The sequence below is a fragment of the Kitasatospora phosalacinea genome (genome assembly GCF_000716545.1).
In the GTDB taxonomy this organism is placed as follows: domain Bacteria; phylum Actinomycetota; class Actinomycetes; order Streptomycetales; family Streptomycetaceae; genus Kitasatospora; species Kitasatospora phosalacinea.
This window is the reverse complement of sequence record NZ_JNWZ01000028.1, coordinates 59101-75775: the sequence shown is the minus strand read 5'-3', so window position 1 is coordinate 75775 and position 16675 is coordinate 59101. Positions and strand designations below refer to the sequence as shown.

The window sequence follows — 16675 nt, the reverse complement described above, 5'->3', positions numbered from 1 at the left end:
GGCACGAGGACGGCCGGGGCCGGGGCGGGCGGGGCCGGGGGCTGGTCGGGGCGGCGGGTGGTGGTCGAGGCGTCGCTGCTCATGCCGTGTGTCCTCGCTGTCCGCTGACCACGGCCAGGTGGCCGCGCGGGGGCGCGGCGATGACCATGACCGCCATGTCGTCGTGTCGGCCCCCGCGCAGCCACTGCGCGGTGAGCATCTGGATCCGTTCCACGATCGCCTCGGCGGGCATGCCCGCGCACTGGGCGAGCGCCTGGCGCAGGCGGTGGTCGCCGAACTGTTCGCGGCCGGTGGGCCCGCCCTTGGCCTCGGTGATGCCGTCGCTGAACAGGACGCACGCCTCGCCGGGGTCGAGCAGGACGGTGTCGGTGCGGGTGCCGGCCTCCGGCAGGACGCCGACGATGGTGCCCAGGGTGGTGGACTCGGTGACCCGGCCGTCGGCCCGGACCACCATCGGCGCGGGGTGCCCGGCGGCCGACAGCCGCACCCGCACCCGGTGGTCCTCGCGGCGCACCGAGGCCAGCACCAGGCTGGCGAAACGGGTGTGGTGGGAGGTCAGCAGGGCCCGGTTGAGCAGGTTCAGCACCCGCCCGTGGTCGTCGGCCAGCGGGAGCAGCGCGTGCAGCGTGTTGCGCACCTTGCCGGTCATCACGGCGGCCTCCAGGCCCTTGCCGCTGACGTCGCCGAGCAGGGCGAGCGTCTCGCCGCCGGGCTCGGCGGCGGGGTGGACGTCGTAGAAGTCGCCGCCGATCCGGTCGCGGTCGACCGAGGCCCGGTAACCGCCCGCGAAGTCCACCCCGTTGAGGTGTTCGAGCCTGGGCGGGAGCAGCTCGCGCATCAGCAGGTCGGTGACGGCGGCCTGCTCGGAGTACATGACGGCCGCGGAGACGGCCGCGCCGGCCCGGGCGGCGAACATCCGGGCGAAGGCCTCCTCCTCGGTGGCGAACGGCCCGCTGCCCGGCGCGCGCAGCAGCACCAGCGCCCCGGCGGAGACGCCGTGCCCGGGCAGCGGGGTGACCAGCACCGAACCCACCCGGCCGAAACCGGCGGGCACCAGCCACTGCGGGGCGGCGTCCGGGTCGATCCAGCGCGAGGGCACCGGCGGGAAGCCCTGCAGCGCCTCGGCCAGGCCGGGCACCTCCGCCGGGTCGGCCCGCAGCTGGACGTGCGCCGGATCGCCGCCGCGCAGGCAGGTCACCAGGCGCAGGGTCCGTCCGGAGCCGGGGGCGAGCACCACGGCGGCGTCCGCCAGGTGCAGCGCCGTCTGGCGGGCCGCCGTCTCCAGCACCCGCTCGACGTTCAGCGAGGACAGCAGCAGGCCGGACAGCCGGGTCAGCAGCTCCCAGTCGCAGGGGCCGCCGGCCGGCCGCGGCAGCATGCCCGCGCACCCCTCCGGGAGGATGAACCACCACGCCGCGCTGCCGTCGGGCCGGGGCGTGGGATGGGCCTCGACCGGGCCCGCGACCGGGTCGGTGTGGCGGACCGTCCCCGGCCGGGCACCGTCCGCCGGGAGGCCCAGGTGGGCCCGGCGCAACCAGTGCGGCACCCCGGCGGGACCGCCCCCCGGCCCGGACAGCAGGCGCCGGGCGCCGTGGCTGGAGTGGAGCAGTTCCCCGTCGGGTCCGAGCACCGCCACCGGGTAGGGGGAGGCGGCGAGGAACTCCCACTCGGTGGTCGCCGCGGGGGAAGTCGAAGATGCCATCGTCCGGGCCCTGACAGGCCCTCACCTCGCAATAGGTTTCCGCCGCCCGGCCGGAGCCCGGGGGCCCACCGCGGTCGACGGGTGTGGCGCGGGCTGCCGGAACCCTGCGAACGGATCCGGCGGGCCGCACCCGAACCGCCATGCTACCGCCGCCCGGTGGAGGCCGGGCCGACCGGGAGTCCGGGGCGGTCGGAGCCCGGGGAGCTGCGGGGATCCGGGAGCGGCGGGACCCGGGGAACGGCGGCCGACTACCATGCCCGCCATGACCGATCACGCTTACGGTGCCGCCGCGACGGGCCCGCCGGGTACGGAGACGGCGGGCGCGGGTGCGGGGACGCTGCGGGCGCGGGCGGTGGGCGGGGTGCGCACCGCGGCCGAGGCCCGGGCGGTCGTCGCCGAGGTGCTGGGCCGGCATCCGGAGGTCGGGGACCGGCTGCTCGGGGACGCCCGGCTCGCCGTCACCGAGCTGGTCACCAACGCGATCCGGCACGCCGGCGGGGTCACCGGGTTCGCCGCCCGGACGAGCGGCGGGGGCCGGGTGCTGACGATCGAGGTCGAGGACGCCTCCGACGCGCACCCGCTGGACGACCGGACGGTCCTGGGGGACCCGGCCCGGCTGGGCGGCCGGGGGTGGCCGCTGGTGCAGCTGGTCGCCACCGGCTGGGAGGTCCGTCCGCTGCCCGGCGGCGGCAAGCGCATCCGCGTGGTGCTGTCCGTCTGAGGGACGGGCCGCACCGGGCGTCGGGGCGGTGGCGGTCAGGCCAGCAGTCGGGCGAGGCCGAGGTCGAGGTCGAGGTGGGCGGACTCGGTGCCGGGGGGCACCTGGGCGAAGGTGTCGGCGAGGAACGCGGTGACCGTCTCGGCGGGGGCGCTGATCACCGCGCGGTCGTGCCGGTTGCCGAGGGTGACCAGGATCCGGCCGTCCACGCCGGGGGCGACCCGGACGTCCCCGTCGCCGGTGGGGGTGTGGCGGCCCTCGGCGAGCAGCTCGCGGCCGAACCACCAGACGAGTTCCTCGTCGCCGGGGTGGCGCGGCGGGAAGGCCAGGCCGACGCCGTAGGGCAGGCCCGGGTCGAAGCGCAGCTGCCCGGTGACCGGGACGTGGGGGTACGGGCTCTCCGGGAGGGTGACGGAGATCGGCCTGGACACGGCGACGGGCATGCGGGTCCCCATTCCTGTTCGTGACTGGTGCGCCGGTGGCGTGCCTGTGCGAGCGGCCCGGACCCGGGGGGCGGGACTCGGCCCGGGTGGCCGGGGCGGCGCCCACGCGGCTACCCCCGACCGGGAGGTCCATGCGGATGATGCTGAATCGTTATCCGGGGTGCGAACGGGTTTCCGTCCGGTCGCGGCGGGCAGCCGAGGGGGCGGTCGGCGTTCGCCGGCCGCCCCCGACGTGGAGAGGACAGACGATGGACATCGCCACCGGCAGCCCGCTGGCCGAACACGACCGCGACACGGCCGGGGAGGCGCTGCAGGGCGCCCTGGTCGATCTCGTGGACCTTTCGCTGATCGGCAAGCAGGCGCACTGGAACCTGTACGGGCCGCGCTTCCGCTCGGTCCACCTGCAGCTCGACGAGGTGGTGACCACCGCCCGCGACTTCGCCGACCAGGTGGCGGAGCGGGCGGCGGCGGTCGGGGTCAGCCCGGACGGTCGGGCCGCCACCGTCGCGGCCGGCGGCCTGCCGGAGGTGCCCTCCGGCTGGCAGGCCGACACCGCGGTCGTCGAGCAGCTGACGGGCGCGCTCACCGCGGTGGTCACCCGGATGCGCGAGCGGATCGCGAAGACCGGCGAGGCCGACCCCGTCACCCAGGACCTGCTGATCACGGCGACGGCGGCGCTGGAGAAGCACGCCTGGATGTTCCGGGCCGAGCACGCGGAGCGGCCCTGAGCCGCACCGCTCCCCCGTCGCGGAGCCGCCAGCAAAACTTCCGGCCTCCCCTGCATACCCCGCGGTGAGCGGGGCAGACGGCGCGCGGTGACCCGGCCGACCGGCTCGGGTCACCGCGTGCCGTCGTGCGACGGACGGGCCCCCGACCACGGGGGCCCAAGGAGCGAGGAGAGCGCCTGATGGCGGTGGAGCGTGCGTCGGAACGGCTCGTGGAGCTGCTCACCCGGGACGATGCGGTGCAGGAGCAGTGGGTGACGGCCGTGTCGGCGACCCTCGGCGGCCGGATCAGCCGGGCCGAACTGGAGCGCGAGCTCTCGGAGCTGTACCAGTCGCTGGTGCAGGCCCTGGACAAGGGCGGTCTGGACTGGCGGGACGAGGCGTACTCGGAGGTCCGGGCCCTGCTGGTGGAGCTCTCCCGGGCCAGGGCCCGGCACGGTTTCACGCCGACCGAGACGGCCGTCAGCGTCTTCGCCTGCAAGGACGTGCTGGAGCCCACCGAGGACAGCACCGCCGAGGACGTCAAGGCCTACCTCCAGCTGACCCGGCTGCTGGACTCGCTGGGCATGTTCACCATCGAGGCGTACGCCCGCACCCGGGAGGAGATCATCAGCGCCCAGGCCGAGCAGCTGCTCGAACTGTCGACGCCGGTGGTCAAGCTGTGGGAGGGCGTGGTGGCGGTGCCGCTGGTCGGCACGCTGGACTCGGCGCGCACCCAGGTGGTGATGGAGAAGCTGCTGCAGAGCCTGGTGGACTCGGAGTCCGAGCACGCCATCATCGACATCACCGGTGTGCCCGCCGTGGACACCGAGGTCGCCCAGCACCTGCTGAAGACGGTGGTGGCCGCCCGGCTGATGGGCGCGGAGTGCACCATCTCCGGCATCCGGCCGCAGATCGCGCAGACCCTGGTCGCGCTCGGCGTGCAGTTCGGCGACATCGTCACCAAGGCCACCCTGCAGGACGCGCTGCGCCACGTCCTGCAGCTCAGCGGTGCGCAGGCCCCCCTCGGCGGCTCCCGATGAGCGACCGCGTCCCCGTCCTGAAGCTCGGCCAGGTCCTGCTGGTCTCCATCCAGGTCGACCTGGAGGACCAGATCGTCCTGGACCTGCAGGACGACCTGGCCGAGCGGATCGTCGCCACCGGCGCCACCGGCGTGGTCATCGACATCACGGCGCTGGAGATCGTCGACTCCTTCGTCGGCCGGATGCTCGCCAACACCGCCGCGATCTCGCGCATGCTGGACGCCGAGACCGTGGTCGTCGGCATGCGCCCGGCGGTGGCCATCACCCTGGTCGAACTGGGCCTCTCGTTGGGCGGGGTGCGCACCGCGCTCACCCTGGAGAAGGGCCTGGCCCTGCTGGAACGCGACCGTACCGCGCGTACGGGCCGCCCGTGACCGGCCCACGGGTGGAGGGCGAGCAGACCGTGCCGATCGGGTCCAACGACGACGTGGTGCGGGCCCGGCAGACCGTCCGGACGTACGCCCAGCAGTGCGGGCTGTCGCTGGTCGACCAGACCAAGCTGGTCACCGCGGCCAGCGAACTGGCCCGCAACACCCTGGTGTACGGCGGCGGCGGCCGGATGCGCTGCGCCACCGTCCGCAACGGTGCCCGGGTGGGCGTGCACGCCGTGTTCGAGGACAGCGGCCCCGGCATCCCCGACCTGGACCTCGCCCTGACCGACGGCTGGACCTCCGGCGGCGGGCTGGGCCTGGGCCTGAGCGGGGCCCGCCGGCTGGTGGACGAGTTCGAGCTGGACAGCGCGCCCGGCGCCGGGACGAAGGTGTCGGTGACGAAGTGGGCCCGGTGACCGCCGCCCCGGCCGGGTACGAGGACACCGTCTGGTTCCGGCACTCCGACTCGCTGCCCGCCGCCGCCCGCACCGCGGCCCGGCAGCTCGCCCACCGGATCGGCCTGCTGCCCGAGCGGGCCGCCGAGGTGGCGCTCGCCGTCAGCGAGGCCGCCACCAACCTGCGCCGGCACGCCGCCGACGGGGCGATGGTGCTGCGCGTGGTGCGCACCGACACCGAGGCGGCGCTGGAGTTCCTCACCGTCGACAGCGGGCCGGGGATGACGGACGTCCCGGCCGCGCTCGCCGACGGCTACTCCTCCGGCTCGACCCTGGGCATCGGCCTGGGCGCGGTCGCCCGCCTCGCCGACGCCTTCGACCTGCACTCGCTGCCGGGCCGGGGCACCGTGCTGACCGCCCGGTTCTGGAACCGCACCCCGGCGGGCCGGGCGGCGGCCGCGGCGGGCGAGCCGGCCGCGGCCGGGCTGACCCGGCCGATGAGCGGGCAGGAGCTGTGCGGCGACGCCTGGGCGGTCCGCCCGGCCGGGCCGACGCCGCTGCCCGACCCCGTCCCGGCCCGGCCTGCCGGGGGCGCGCTGGACTGGTCGGTGCTGACCAACCGGGTGCCCCGGGTCCAGGGTTCCGCCGAGCCGGGCCCCGGGGAGGGCTCCGGCGCCTTCCTGCTGATGTTCTGCGACGGCCTGGGCCACGGTCCGCTCGCCGCCCGGGCCGCCTCGGACGCCGTCGCCGCCTTCCACCGCGGCCCCGCGCAGCGGCCCGAACAGGTGCTGGCCGACCTGCACCGGGTGCTGCGCGCCGGGCGCGGCGGGGCGGTCGCCGTCGCCCTGGTCGAGCCGGCCGCCGCCCGGCTGACGTTCTGCGGGGTCGGCAACGTCAGCGCCTTCGTGGTGGACACCGCCACCGGGGCGCGGCGTTCGCTGCCCTCCTCCCCCGGCATCGTCGGCCACCAGCTGCCCGCGCCGCACACCGTCCGGCAGGACCTGCCGCCCGGCAGCGCGGTCGTGCTGCACTCGGACGGGCTGACCGACCGCTGGCGGGCCGTCGACGTCCCCGGCCTGTTCTCCCACCTGCCCGTCACCGCCGCCGCCCTGCTGCTGCGCGAGGCGGGGGTGCGCCGGGACGACGCCGGCGTGGTGGTCGCGAAGGGTGCCTGGTGAACGCGCCGACCGGGCAGCCGGACCACCGGCCCGACGGACACGGGGACGGACAGTCGGCCGTGCACCTGGGCACCACCTCGGTGGCCGCCGCCCGGGACACCTTCGCGCTGCGCCGCAGCGCCCGCGCCGTCGCCGACCTGCTCGGCGCGGACGGGCAGGACGCCGTCCGGCTGGCCACCGCGCTGAGCGAGCTGGGCCGCGGCCTGCTCGGCGCCGAACGGCTCACCGCCGAGTTCGACCTGCTGCCGGGCCCGCCGGGAGCCCTGCGGGTCACCCTGGTCTGGCGGGGCGGTCACCGGCTGCCCACCGAGGCGCTGGAGGCGTCCGCCCGGCTGCTGTCCACCCACCACGAGCACGGAGGCGGGGACGGTCTGGTGCGCATCGAGCAGCGGTTGGGCCACGGCCCGGACCACGACCAGGAGCTGGTCGGGCGGGCCCGCCGCCTGCTCGACGCGCACACCGGACCCAGCGCCCTGGAGGACTCCCGGGCGCAGACCCGCGACCTGATCGCCGCCCTGGAGCACACCCGTGCCCAGCGCGAGGAACTGCGCCGCCTGAACAGCGAGTTGGAGGAGACCAACCGGGGCGTCCTGGCGCTGTACTCGGAGCTCTCGGAGGAGCTGGAGGAGACCAACCGGGGCGTGGTGGCGCTGTACGCCGAACTCGACGAGAAGTCCCGGCAGCTGCGCGAGGCCAGCGAGGCCAAGAGCCGGTTCTGGGCGAACGTCAGCCACGAGCTGCGCACCCCCGTCAACGCGGTGGTGGGCCTGGCCGAGCTGCTGCGCGCCGACGCCGGCGCCCCGCCGGAGGAGCGCTTCCGCCAGCTGTCCCTGATCGCGGACTCCGGCCGGACCCTGCTCGCCCTGGTGGACGAGCTGCTCGACGTCGCGAAGGCGGAGTCCGGCACCCTCGACCCGCTGTGGGCGCCGCTGGACCTGCGGGCCGTCCTCACCCACCTGGACGGCACCCTGCGCGGCCTGGCCCGCCCCGGCGTCGCGCTGCGCATCGGCCCCGCGCCCGAGGCGCCGGGGGAACTGCTCGGCGACGAGACGATGCTGGTGCGGATCCTGCGCAACCTGCTGTCCAACGCACTGAAGTTCACCGAGCAGGGCTCGGTGGAGCTGACCGCCCGGATCGAGGAGGCCGGGGCCGAGGTCCCGGTCCTGGTGCTGACCGTCACCGACACCGGCGTGGGCATCCCGGCCGACCAGCACGAACGCGTCTTCGAGGAGTTCTACCAGGTGAAGGGCGCGCACCAGCGGGGCCGCCGCGGCACGGGCCTGGGCCTGCCGTACGCCCGCCGGCTGACCGAGATCCTCGGCGGCACGCTGCGCCTGGACAGCACCCCCGGGCGGGGCACCTCGCTCACCGTCCGGCTGCCCGCGCGCCCGGCCCCGCCGGTCGGCGCCCGGCTGGGCGTGCTGGTCGCGGTCGACGACGACCCGGCGTTCCGGGACGTGCTGCGCCCGCTGCTGCACGAGATCGCCGAGCGGGTGGTGGAGGCCCACGACGGCGCGGCCGCGCTCGCCGTGATCCGCGACAACCGGCCCGACGCGATCGTCCTCGACCTGCACCTCGGGGACGTCGACGGGTACCAGGTCCTCGCCGAGCTGCGGGCCGATCCCGCGCTGCGGCAGACGCCCGTCGTCATCCTCACCTCCGCCTCGCTGACCGCCGCCGACCGGGCCCGCCTGTCGCACGCCCGCGCGGTGCTGCCCAAGTCCGGCCTGAGCAGCGGCCGGATCGCCGCCGCCCTGTCCGACCCCCGCCCGACCGCACCGCGCCGACCGCACCCACCCGAGGACGGATCATGACCAGGACCGGCCCGGACGCCGAGCCCGCCACCGTCCTGGTGCTCGACGACAACGACGCCACCCGCTACGTCGTCGGCAGCTGGCTGCGCCGCTCCGGGCACACCGTCGTCGAGGCGGTCGACGGCGCCCAGGCCCTCGCGCTGCTGGAGCGCTCCCCCACCGCCGAGCTGCCCGAACTCGCCGTGGTGGACATCAGCCTGCCCGACATGACCGGCTTCGAGGTGTGCGAGCGGATCAAGCGGGGGCCGCGCACCGCCGCGCTGCCCGTGGTCCACATCTCCGCCACCGCGATCGAGGCCAGCGACCGCACCCAGGGCCTGCACCGGGGCGCCGACGCCTACCTGACCGAACCGATAGACCCGGCCGAGCTCCAGGCCACCGTCACCGCGGTGCTGCGCTACGCCCGGGCCCGCCGGCGCGCCGAGCGCCTGGCCGCCCGGGTCGCGGCCCTGCACCGCAGCACGCTCGACCTGTACGGCGCCGCCGACACGGACGCGCTGGTCACCTCGGCCGCGCTCGGCGCGGCCCGGCTCGGCGCCGCCCGGGCCACCGCGATCGCCCTCGGACCCGACCGCGACGCCCTGCACCTGGCCCACCACGGCCCGGGCCTGCCGGCCGGCCAGGAGGTGCGGCTGCTCCAGGCCCCGCCCGTGCTGCTCGACGTCATCGCCCACCACACCCTGGGCGACGCCACCGGCACCGCCACCACCCTGCTGGACGCCGACGAGTGGCACGGCGTCCTGGCCGACCACGGGCTGGACGGCACGGGCCTGCCGGCCGGGCCGGTCGCCCTGGTGGCGGCCCGCACCAAGCCCGGCCGGCCGCTGCTCGCCGTGGTCGTCGACCGGAACGCGGTCGCCGCCCCCGACGAGCGCGGGCTGCTCCCCCAGCTCACCCAGGCCGGGGCGCTCGCCCTGGAGGCCCAGCGCAGCCAGGCCGAGGAGCACGCCCTCGCGCTCACCCTGCAGCGCAGCTTCCTGCCCAGCCGGCTGCCCGCCGTCCCCGGCGTCGACCTCGCCGTCCGGTACGAGCCGGCCTCCGCCCGCAGCGAGATCGGCGGCGACTTCTACGAGGCGATCGACACCCCCGCCGGGCTGCTGCTGGCGATCGGCGACGTGGCCGGCCACTCCCTGGAGGCCGCGATGGCGATGGGCGAGCTGCGCCACGCGCTGCGCGCCTACGCCATCGAGGGCCACGACCCGCAGACCCTGCTGCACCGGCTGGACACCCTGCTGACCCGGCTGCGCCCGGGCCTGACCGCGACGGTCTGCCTGGTGCTGATCGCCCCCGACCGCCGCAGCGTCCGGGTCGCCAACGCCGGCCACCTGCCGCCGCTGCTGCGGCTGCCGGGCGGCACCACCCGCTACCTGACCGAGCACGGCATCCTGCTCGGCCTGAACGTGCCGCAGCCGCCGCCGGTCGACTGCGCCGTGCCGCCCGGCACCACCCTGCTGCTGGTCACCGACGGCCTGATCGAGGTGCCCGGCGAGCACCTGCAGAGCGGCCTGGACGCCCTGCGGGACGCCTTCGCCACCGCCCCCGCCGAACTGGGCCCGGCGGCCGACCTGCTGCTGTCCTCGTTCGCCCGGGCCCAGACCGACGACGTCGCGCTGCTGCTCGCCAGGCTCGACTGACCCCCGGCCGCGCCCGGCCGCCCCACCACCCGACGGGCCCGCCGCGGCCACCGCACCCCGCTCACCCACCTGCCCGCCCGCCTCGCAACGTACGGAGCCCCGTGCCCGAGTACGCCCTGACCATCGAGGTCCGCGTCCATCCCGTGGGGGCGACCGTCGTCGTGCTCGCGGGGGAGCTGGACTACCACACCGCGCCGCGCCTGCACCGGGCCGTGGAGCGCACCGCCGAGACGCTGCCGCTGGTGCTGGACCTCACGCTGCTGAGCTTCTGCGACTCCCTCGGCGTGGCCGAACTGCTCTTCGCCTTCCGCCGCACCCGGATCGCCGGCACCTCGCTGGCCCTGGTCGGCACCACCCCCGACGTCGGCCGACTGCTCGCCATGACCGGCGTGGACCGGGTGCTGCCCTGCCACGACACCGTCGAGGACGCGATCGCCGCGCTGCACCGGGGCGGCTGAGCCACCCCCGGCCCGCGCTCACTCCTCCGGTCGCTCCGGTCCGTCCGGGGCGAGCTCGGGCTCCAGCCCCTCGGCGAGCGGCGGCGGGACGGGACGACCGGTGTCGCGCCGCCAGCCCTCGAACGCCCAGGCGGTGGCGGCCACCAGGGCGAGGCCCAGCAGCCACCCGCCCAGCACGTCGCTGGCCCAGTGCACGCCGAGCGCGACCCGGGTGAACCCCACGCCCAGCACGCTCAGTCCGGCCAGCCCCCGGGCCGCCCACCGCCACGGCGGGCGCAGCACCGGCGAGAACACCAGCAGCAGCACGGCGCAGCAGGTCGCGGCCGTCATCGCGTGCCCGGACGGGAACGAGAAGCCGGGGGCGTGCGCCACCGGGTCGGGCAGCGCGGGCCGGGCCCGGGCGACGGCGGCCTTCACCGCCCAGCCGATCAGCCCGGAGGCGGCCACGGTGGCCGCGGCCCACACCGCCAGCCGCCAGGCCCGCCGCCACAGCAGCCAGACGACGGCCGCCGCGACCAGCAGCCGCATCGTCAGCGGGTCCCACACCCCGTTGCTGAGGGTGCGCAGCGCCGAGAGGACGGCGGGGTGCTCGCGCACGGTGGCGTGCAGGTGGCCCGCCGCCCCCGAGTCGAGCCGGTGCAGCGGCGGCCAGTGGGACTCGATCAGCACCAGCAGCAGCGCGGTCGGTACGGCGGCCACCGCGAACGCGGCGACGGCGGCGAGCAGGCGCTCGCCCAGCCGCAGGTCGGCGCCGCGCCGGTTCGCGGTGCGCGGGTTCGCGGTGCGGGGCGCAGGGGTGCGCAGGGTGGGGCGGCGGATCACGGCTCCCTCCTTCCCGGGCGCGGTACGCGGGGCGACGGCTCGCGCTCGGGTGCCGACCCGGAGTCGGTGTCGGCGCCGGCGCCGGTGCCGGTGTCGGGCGGCAGGTCCGCCGCGGGCCGGTCGTCCTCCGCGGGCTGGTCGGTGGCCAGCGGATCGGGCAGCACCGGACCGGGCCGGCCGATCCGGTCGGCCTCCAGTTGGGCGGCGAAGGACAGGCCGAGGAAGAGCGAGATCGCCGTCAGGTAGGCCCACACCAGCAGCGAGAACACCGCGCTGAGCGGGCCGTAGACGGCGTCGAAGGAGCCGCTCAGGCGCAGGTAGAGGGTGAGCAGCCAGGTCGCCGCCAGCCACAGCACCAGGTGGACGCCCGCGCCGAAGGCCAGCCAGCTGTAGCCGGGCTGGTGGCGGCGGGGGGCCCGGCGGAAGATCAGGGCGGCCGAGGTGACGGTGAGCAGCACGCCGACCGGCCAGCGCAGCAGGGTCCAGGCGCCGGTGGTGACCGGGCCCAGCCCGAACACCTCGTCGGCGGCCTCGGCGACCTGCGGTCCGGCCACCAGCACCAGGAAGCCGGCGGCCAGCGGGAGGCCCGCGCCCGCCGCCATCAGCAGGCTGCGGCCGTACTTGCGGTCGAAGGGGCGGTCCCGTTCGATCCCGTAGATCCGGTTGGCGCCGCGTTCGATCTGGGACATCGCGGTGACCAGGTTGGCGAGCGCGAACAGCGCGCCGAACCAGAGCGCGACGGTGCCGCCGGTGCGGTGGCGGCTGCGGTCGAGGACGTCCCGCACCAGGTCGGCGCTGGAGGCCGGGACCATCCGTTCGATGCTGCCCGCGACCACCTGTCCGAGCGGGCCGCCGTGCAGCGAGGAGGCGAGGCCGACCACGGCGATCGCGAACGGGACGAGGGCCAGCACCGCCTGGAAGGCCAGGGCGCGGGCGTGGCTGAACCCGTCGGCGTAGCGGAAGCGCACGAAGGCGTCCCGCGCCAGCGGCCACCAGGCGCCCCGGCGCAGGGTGTGCACGGCCTCGTCGGCGGAGAGGTGCTCGCGGCCGGGTCTGACCCGGCTGGCGGTCCCCATCAGGCCACCCGCTTCCGCTCGGTCCCGGCCGGGCCCGCCGCGGCGGCCGAAGCCGGTGCGGCGGCCGGCCGGGTCGCGGCGGACGCGTCCGGCACCTCCACCGCCGCCGACGCGTCCGACGCCGAAGTGCCCGGGACGCGGACCAGCAGGGCGTCCGGGCGCACCGTCAGGGCCAGCACCCGGCCGTCGCCGACCGGGTCCCCGTCGCACTCCCGGGGGCGAGCGCGGTCGGCGGTCAGCTCGATCCGGCGGCCCCGGAAGTGCTCCAGCGGGGCGGCCGGGCCGGGCCGGCGCCGTCCGGTGAGCAGGGACAGGGCGGTGCCGCCCCAGCCCCGCAGCCCGTGCGGCTGGACCAGGACCAGGTCGAGCAGGCCGTCGTCGGGCGCGGCGTCGGGCAGCAGCCGGACGCCGCCCTGGAGGGTGCCGACGTTGCCGACCACCGCCATCCGCACCTGGCGGCGCACCGGTTCGGCGCCGTCCACGGCGACGGTCAGCGCGAACCGCCGGTCGCCGAGGTGCCGGGCGATGCCGACCGCGTAGGCGGGCCAGCCGAGGCGGCGTTTGAGGGCGGCGCCGGTGTCGGCCATCACGGCGGCGTCCAGGCCCATGCCGGCCATCACGGCGGCGGCCCGGCCGTCCAGGCCGTCGCCCTCGGCGCGCATCAGGTCGATCCGGCGGGTGCGGCCGGTCAGGGCGGCGGTCAGCGCCGCCTCGGGGTCGGTGGGCAGGCCGAGGTTGCGGGCCAGCAGGTTGCCGGTGCCGCAGGGGACGACCGCCAGGACGGCGCCCGTTCCGGCCAGGGCCTCGGCGCAGGCGGTGACCGTGCCGTCGCCGCCGCAGGCCGCCACCAGCCGGGCGCCGTCGGCGAGTGCCCGCTCGGCGGCCGCCCGGCCGCAGTCCTCGGCCTCGCCGGGCAGGCGGCGCGGCGGCGCGTACCCGTGGGCGACCAGGACCGCGGCGAGCCGCTCCAGCAGGGCGTCGTCCACCGACAGCGGGTTGTAGACCAGCGCGGCGGGCGGGTGCGGCGTTTCGGCGGGGACGGCCGGTGCCCGCCGGGCGCGGGCGGGCAGCGCGTGCGCCACCACCCACAGGGCGGCCGCGCCGTTGAGCACGCCGAACAGCACGTCGGTGGGGTGGTGCATGCCCCGGTAGAGCCGGCTGGCGGCGACCAGCACCGGCACCGCCCAGGCCAGCGCGCACAGCGGCACCCGCCACCGTCCGCGCACCGCGTGCAGGGCGAGCAGGCCCAGGCCCCCGTACAGGGCGGTGGCCGCCCCGACGTGCCCGGACGGGAAGCTGGAGGTGGGCAGCGAGCCGTCCAGCCGGACGACGTCCGGGCGGGCCCGGTCCACCAGGTGGGCGGCCGACACGAACAGCACCGCCTGCAGGGTGACCGCGCCCGCGAGCAGCACGGCGGCCCGCCGCCGGTGCCGGAGCAGCAGCAGGACGGCGACGGTCGCCGTCACCGCCACGATCGCCGGGGTGAAGGCGATGGTCGAGAGCCACTCGCTCGCCGTGGTCAGGCCGGGGGTGCGGTGCGCGGCCAACCAGCCGACCAGCCCCTTCTCGCCCGGGTCCCACCAGCCCGCCGGCGGGTGGGTGATCAGCAGTCCCGCCGCGACCAGCGCCGCCCCCTGCGCGACCGCCGCCACCACCAGTGCGACGTACGGCGGCACGCGCCCCTGAATCCTCGTCATGGCACCCGTGTCCCCCGGACCGGCGTTTTCATCCCTCCGTGATCCGTCCCGCGCGATTGCGGCCGGTCGGCAGGCGTTGATCCGCGCGCAGTGGGTAACCGAGGGCCCGCCACAGCACCCGCCCCCGGACGGAGGGACCCTCCATGACCACCGAGACCGCGCCCGATCCCGCCCCCGCCGCTCCGGTCGCCGCGCCGTCCGAGGGCGGCCGGGTGCTGCGCCGCCGACTGGAGTCGCTGATCGGCATAGCCGCGACCGAAGGCAACCTGCTGACTCCGCTGCGCAACGGCGACGAGATCTTCCCCGCCATGCTGGAGGCCGTCGACGGGGCGCGGCGGACGGTCGACCTGATGACGTTCGTCTACTGGCGCGGGGAGATCGCCCGGACCTTCGCCCGGGCGCTGGCCCGCAAGGCCGCGCAGGGCGTGCGGGTGCGGCTGCTGCTGGACGGGTTCGGCAGCCGGCTGATCGAGCCGGAGCTGATCGACCTGATGGAGGGGGCGGGCGTCCGGATCTCCTGGTTCCGCCGGCCGGTGCGGCTGTCGCCGTTCAAGCAGAACCACCGCTGCCACCGCAAGGTCCTGGTGGTGGACGGCCGGACGGCGTTCACCGGCGGCGTGGGCATCGCCGAGGAGTGGTGCGGGGACGCCCGGCACCCGGGCGAGTGGCGCGACACCCACGTGCGGGTGGTGGGGCCCGCCGTGGACGGCATCGCGGCGGCCTTCGCGCAGAACTGGGCCGAGTGCGCCCCCGGCACCCTGTACGACGCGGCGGACCGGTTCGAGGAGCACGAGCAGCCGGGCGGCGCGGTGGTCCAGGTGGTGCGGGGTTCGGCGGCCGTCGGCTGGCAGGACCTGCAGACCCTGATGCGGGTGGTGATCTCCTCGGCCGAGCGGCGGCTGCGCCTGGCGACGGCGTACTTCGCACCCGACGACTACTTCGTCGACCTGCTGTGCGCCGCGGGCCGCCGCGGCGTGGACGTCGAACTGCTGGTGCCCGGGCGGCACACCGACAAGCGGGTGTGCCAGCTGGCGGGCGAGCGCCACTTCGGACGGCTGGCCGCCTCCGGGGTCACGGTCTGGCGGTACGGGCCGACGATGATGCACGCCAAGGTGCTCACCGTCGACGGGACGGCCGCCGTGGTCGGTTCGGCGAACTTCAACCGGCGCTCGCTCGACCACGACGAGGAGGTGGTGCTCGCCGTGGTGGACGAGGAGTTCACCGCCGTCCTGGACCGGCACTTCGACGAGGACCTGGCGCGCAGCGAGACCGTCACCCCGGAGCGCTGGCACCGCCGCGGCCTGGGCCGGCGCGCCCTGGAGACGGCCACCGCCCCGATCCGGCACTTCCTCTGACCCCGCGGGTGACGGTCGCTCAGGCCGCCGGCCCCGCCGGCCCGGCCGGTTCCGCCGGCGTCGGCGATATTACTGAACTCCCTTTCCCCACAACGGGTTTGGGGTCTCGTAGACGGGCAATGCGGCAGCCATGAGACGGACAACTTCGGTCATATCGGTACTGGCCCACGTCCTCGCCGGGATCCTGGTGGTCTGGATCCTGCTGGACCTCTTCGACGCCAACCAGGGCAACGGCCTCGTCCACTGGTTCCACACCGCCGCCGACTGGCTCTCCGGCTGGTCGCGCGGGCTGTTCACGGTCTCCAACCACACGGCGCAGGTCCTCCTCGACTACGGCATCCCCGCCGTGGTCTACGTGGTCATCGGCAACCTCGTCACCCGCGGCCGGGCGCTCGACTGAGCCGGACCGCGACCACCGTTCGGAGCGAAGCAACGAGGAGGACGTCGATGGAATCGAACACACGTGCTGGTGACTCGGCGGACCGGGTGACGACGGTCGCGGGCCGGTCGGGCTTCGTGGCCCGGGGCGTGATCTACGCCCTGGTCGGGGTGCTGGCCCTGCGGATCGCCTTCGGGGCGGGCGGGGAGGACGCCGACCGGCAGGGGGCGCTGCACCAGGTCGCGGTGCGGCCGTTCGGCACGGCGCTGCTGTGGGCGCTGGCGGTCGGCTTCGTCGGGATGGCCCTGTGGCGGGCCTCGACGGCGGTGTTCGGCGAGGCCGGGCAGAAGAAGACCGGCTCCCGGCTGCTGTCGGCCGGCCGGGCCGTGTTCTACGGCTTCGTGGCGTGGGGGACGGCCTCGTACGCGGCGGGCTCGGGCAGCGGCTCGGACAGCGACTCGGCCTCCAAGGACTGGACCGCGACCACGCTGGGCTGGCCCGGCGGCCGCTGGCTGGTGGGCGCGGCCGGGCTGCTGCTGGCGGGCGTCGGCGTGGCGATCGCGGTGCGCGCCGTGCAGCGGCGGTTCCTGCGCAAGCTCGACACCGCGTCGATGCGCCCGCGCACCCGGACCACGGTGACCGGGACGGGCGTGTCCGGCAACGTGGCCCGCGGCGCCGTGTACGCCGTCGCCGGCGCGTTCGCCGTGACGGCGGCCGTCCGGTTCGACCCCGGGCGGGCCCGGGGCATGGACGACACCCTGCGCTCCTTCGCCGACAGCGCGGCCGGCCCGTGGCTGCTGGTCGTGGTGGCCGCCGGACTGGTCCTGTACGGCGTGTTCTCCTTCGCCTCCGCGCGCTGGCGCCGCTTCTGAGTCGCGTCGACTCC

At 76.5% G+C, this 16675-nt stretch carries 16 protein-coding genes and 1 pseudogene; 12 read left to right on the top strand and 5 right to left on the bottom strand.

Annotation, left to right across the window (positions count from 1 at the left end; translation table 11 throughout):
* Nucleotides 1-79: 79 nt before the first annotated feature.
* Complete coding sequence (locus tag OO48_RS16295) at nt 80-1702, bottom strand: PP2C family protein-serine/threonine phosphatase (protein ID WP_051732199.1); 1623 nt, start codon at nt 1700-1702, stop codon at nt 80-82.
* Nucleotides 1703-1964: 262 nt separating this feature from the next.
* Here OO48_RS16295 and OO48_RS16290 point away from each other — a divergent pair, with 262 nt between their 5' ends.
* On the top strand, nt 1965-2423 hold the full coding sequence (locus OO48_RS16290; RefSeq protein ID WP_245194670.1) for an ATP-binding protein: 459 nt from the start codon (nt 1965-1967) through the stop codon (nt 2421-2423).
* Nucleotides 2424-2458: 35 nt separating this feature from the next.
* On the opposite strand, the gene OO48_RS16285 is transcribed toward OO48_RS16290, so the two are convergent.
* Complete coding sequence (locus OO48_RS16285) at nt 2459-2863, bottom strand: SsgA family sporulation/cell division regulator (RefSeq protein WP_033216723.1); 405 nt, start codon at nt 2861-2863, stop codon at nt 2459-2461.
* A gap of 248 nt (nt 2864-3111) precedes the next feature.
* Here OO48_RS16285 and OO48_RS16280 point away from each other — a divergent pair, with 248 nt between their 5' ends.
* From OO48_RS16280 to OO48_RS16245, 8 genes are all read left to right on the top strand, one after another.
* Nucleotides 3112-3591, top strand: coding sequence for a Dps family protein (locus tag OO48_RS16280; protein ID WP_033216722.1), 480 nt, complete (start codon nt 3112-3114; stop codon nt 3589-3591).
* Between the two features lie 179 nt (nt 3592-3770).
* Nucleotides 3771-4610 carry an STAS domain-containing protein gene (locus OO48_RS16275; RefSeq protein WP_033216720.1) on the top strand — a complete coding sequence of 280 codons (840 nt, stop codon included), beginning with the start codon at nt 3771-3773 and terminating at the stop codon, nt 4608-4610.
* Nucleotides 4607-4984: an STAS domain-containing protein gene (locus OO48_RS16270; RefSeq protein ID WP_033216718.1), complete on the top strand. Its 378-nt coding sequence runs from the start codon at nt 4607-4609 to the stop codon at nt 4982-4984. Before OO48_RS16275 ends, OO48_RS16270 begins: the two co-directional genes overlap by 4 nt.
* Entirely contained in the window at nt 4981-5397 is a 417-nt protein-coding gene (locus tag OO48_RS16265) for an anti-sigma regulatory factor (RefSeq protein ID WP_033216716.1), read from the top strand. Before OO48_RS16270 ends, OO48_RS16265 begins: the two co-directional genes overlap by 4 nt.
* The gene (locus OO48_RS16260) at nt 5385-6554 is read left to right on the top strand and encodes an ATP-binding SpoIIE family protein phosphatase (protein ID WP_033216714.1); all 1170 of its coding nucleotides are present in this window, start codon (nt 5385-5387) and stop codon (nt 6552-6554) included. The genes OO48_RS16265 and OO48_RS16260 overlap by 13 nt, the downstream gene beginning before the upstream one ends.
* A 59-nt stretch (nt 6555-6613) precedes the next feature.
* Entirely contained in the window at nt 6614-8368 is a 1755-nt protein-coding gene (locus OO48_RS16255) for a hybrid sensor histidine kinase/response regulator (RefSeq protein WP_033216761.1), read from the top strand.
* Nucleotides 8365-10002: a fused response regulator/phosphatase gene (locus OO48_RS16250; RefSeq protein ID WP_033216713.1), complete on the top strand. Its 1638-nt coding sequence runs from the start codon at nt 8365-8367 to the stop codon at nt 10000-10002. Before OO48_RS16255 ends, OO48_RS16250 begins: the two co-directional genes overlap by 4 nt.
* A gap of 101 nt (nt 10003-10103) precedes the next feature.
* The gene (locus OO48_RS16245) at nt 10104-10460 is read left to right on the top strand and encodes an anti-sigma factor antagonist (RefSeq protein WP_033216712.1); all 357 of its coding nucleotides are present in this window, start codon (nt 10104-10106) and stop codon (nt 10458-10460) included.
* Nucleotides 10461-10478: 18 nt separating this feature from the next.
* Here OO48_RS16245 and OO48_RS16240 read toward each other — a convergent pair whose 3' ends face one another.
* The 3 genes and pseudogenes from OO48_RS16240 to OO48_RS16230 form a co-directional block, all read right to left on the bottom strand.
* Nucleotides 10479-11279, bottom strand: a complete 801-nt coding sequence (locus tag OO48_RS16240) for a phosphatase PAP2 family protein (protein WP_245194673.1) — start codon at nt 11277-11279, stop codon at nt 10479-10481.
* Nucleotides 11280-11431: 152 nt separating this feature from the next.
* Nucleotides 11432-12358, bottom strand: a pseudogene (locus tag OO48_RS16235) (YihY/virulence factor BrkB family protein); the annotation flags it as partial.
* Nucleotides 12358-14055, bottom strand: a complete 1698-nt coding sequence (locus tag OO48_RS16230; protein ID WP_081952165.1) for a bifunctional phosphatase PAP2/diacylglycerol kinase family protein — start codon at nt 14053-14055, stop codon at nt 12358-12360. The pseudogene OO48_RS16235 and the gene OO48_RS16230, both read right to left, overlap by 1 nt.
* A gap of 143 nt (nt 14056-14198) precedes the next feature.
* Here OO48_RS16230 and OO48_RS16225 point away from each other — a divergent pair, with 143 nt between their 5' ends.
* The 3 genes from OO48_RS16225 to OO48_RS16215 all read left to right on the top strand — a co-directional run bounded on the left by OO48_RS16225 (nt 14199) and on the right by OO48_RS16215 (nt 16661).
* Nucleotides 14199-15410 carry a phospholipase D-like domain-containing protein gene (locus OO48_RS16225; protein WP_033216711.1) on the top strand — a complete coding sequence of 404 codons (1212 nt, stop codon included), beginning with the start codon at nt 14199-14201 and terminating at the stop codon, nt 15408-15410.
* A 130-nt stretch (nt 15411-15540) separates the two neighbouring features.
* A complete protein-coding gene (locus tag OO48_RS16220; RefSeq protein ID WP_033216710.1) occupies nt 15541-15810 on the top strand; it encodes a membrane protein in 270 nt (89 codons plus the stop codon).
* Between the two features lie 47 nt (nt 15811-15857).
* Nucleotides 15858-16661 carry a DUF1206 domain-containing protein gene (locus OO48_RS16215; protein ID WP_051732196.1) on the top strand — a complete coding sequence of 268 codons (804 nt, stop codon included), beginning with the start codon at nt 15858-15860 and terminating at the stop codon, nt 16659-16661.
* Nucleotides 16662-16675: the final 14 nt, after the last annotated feature.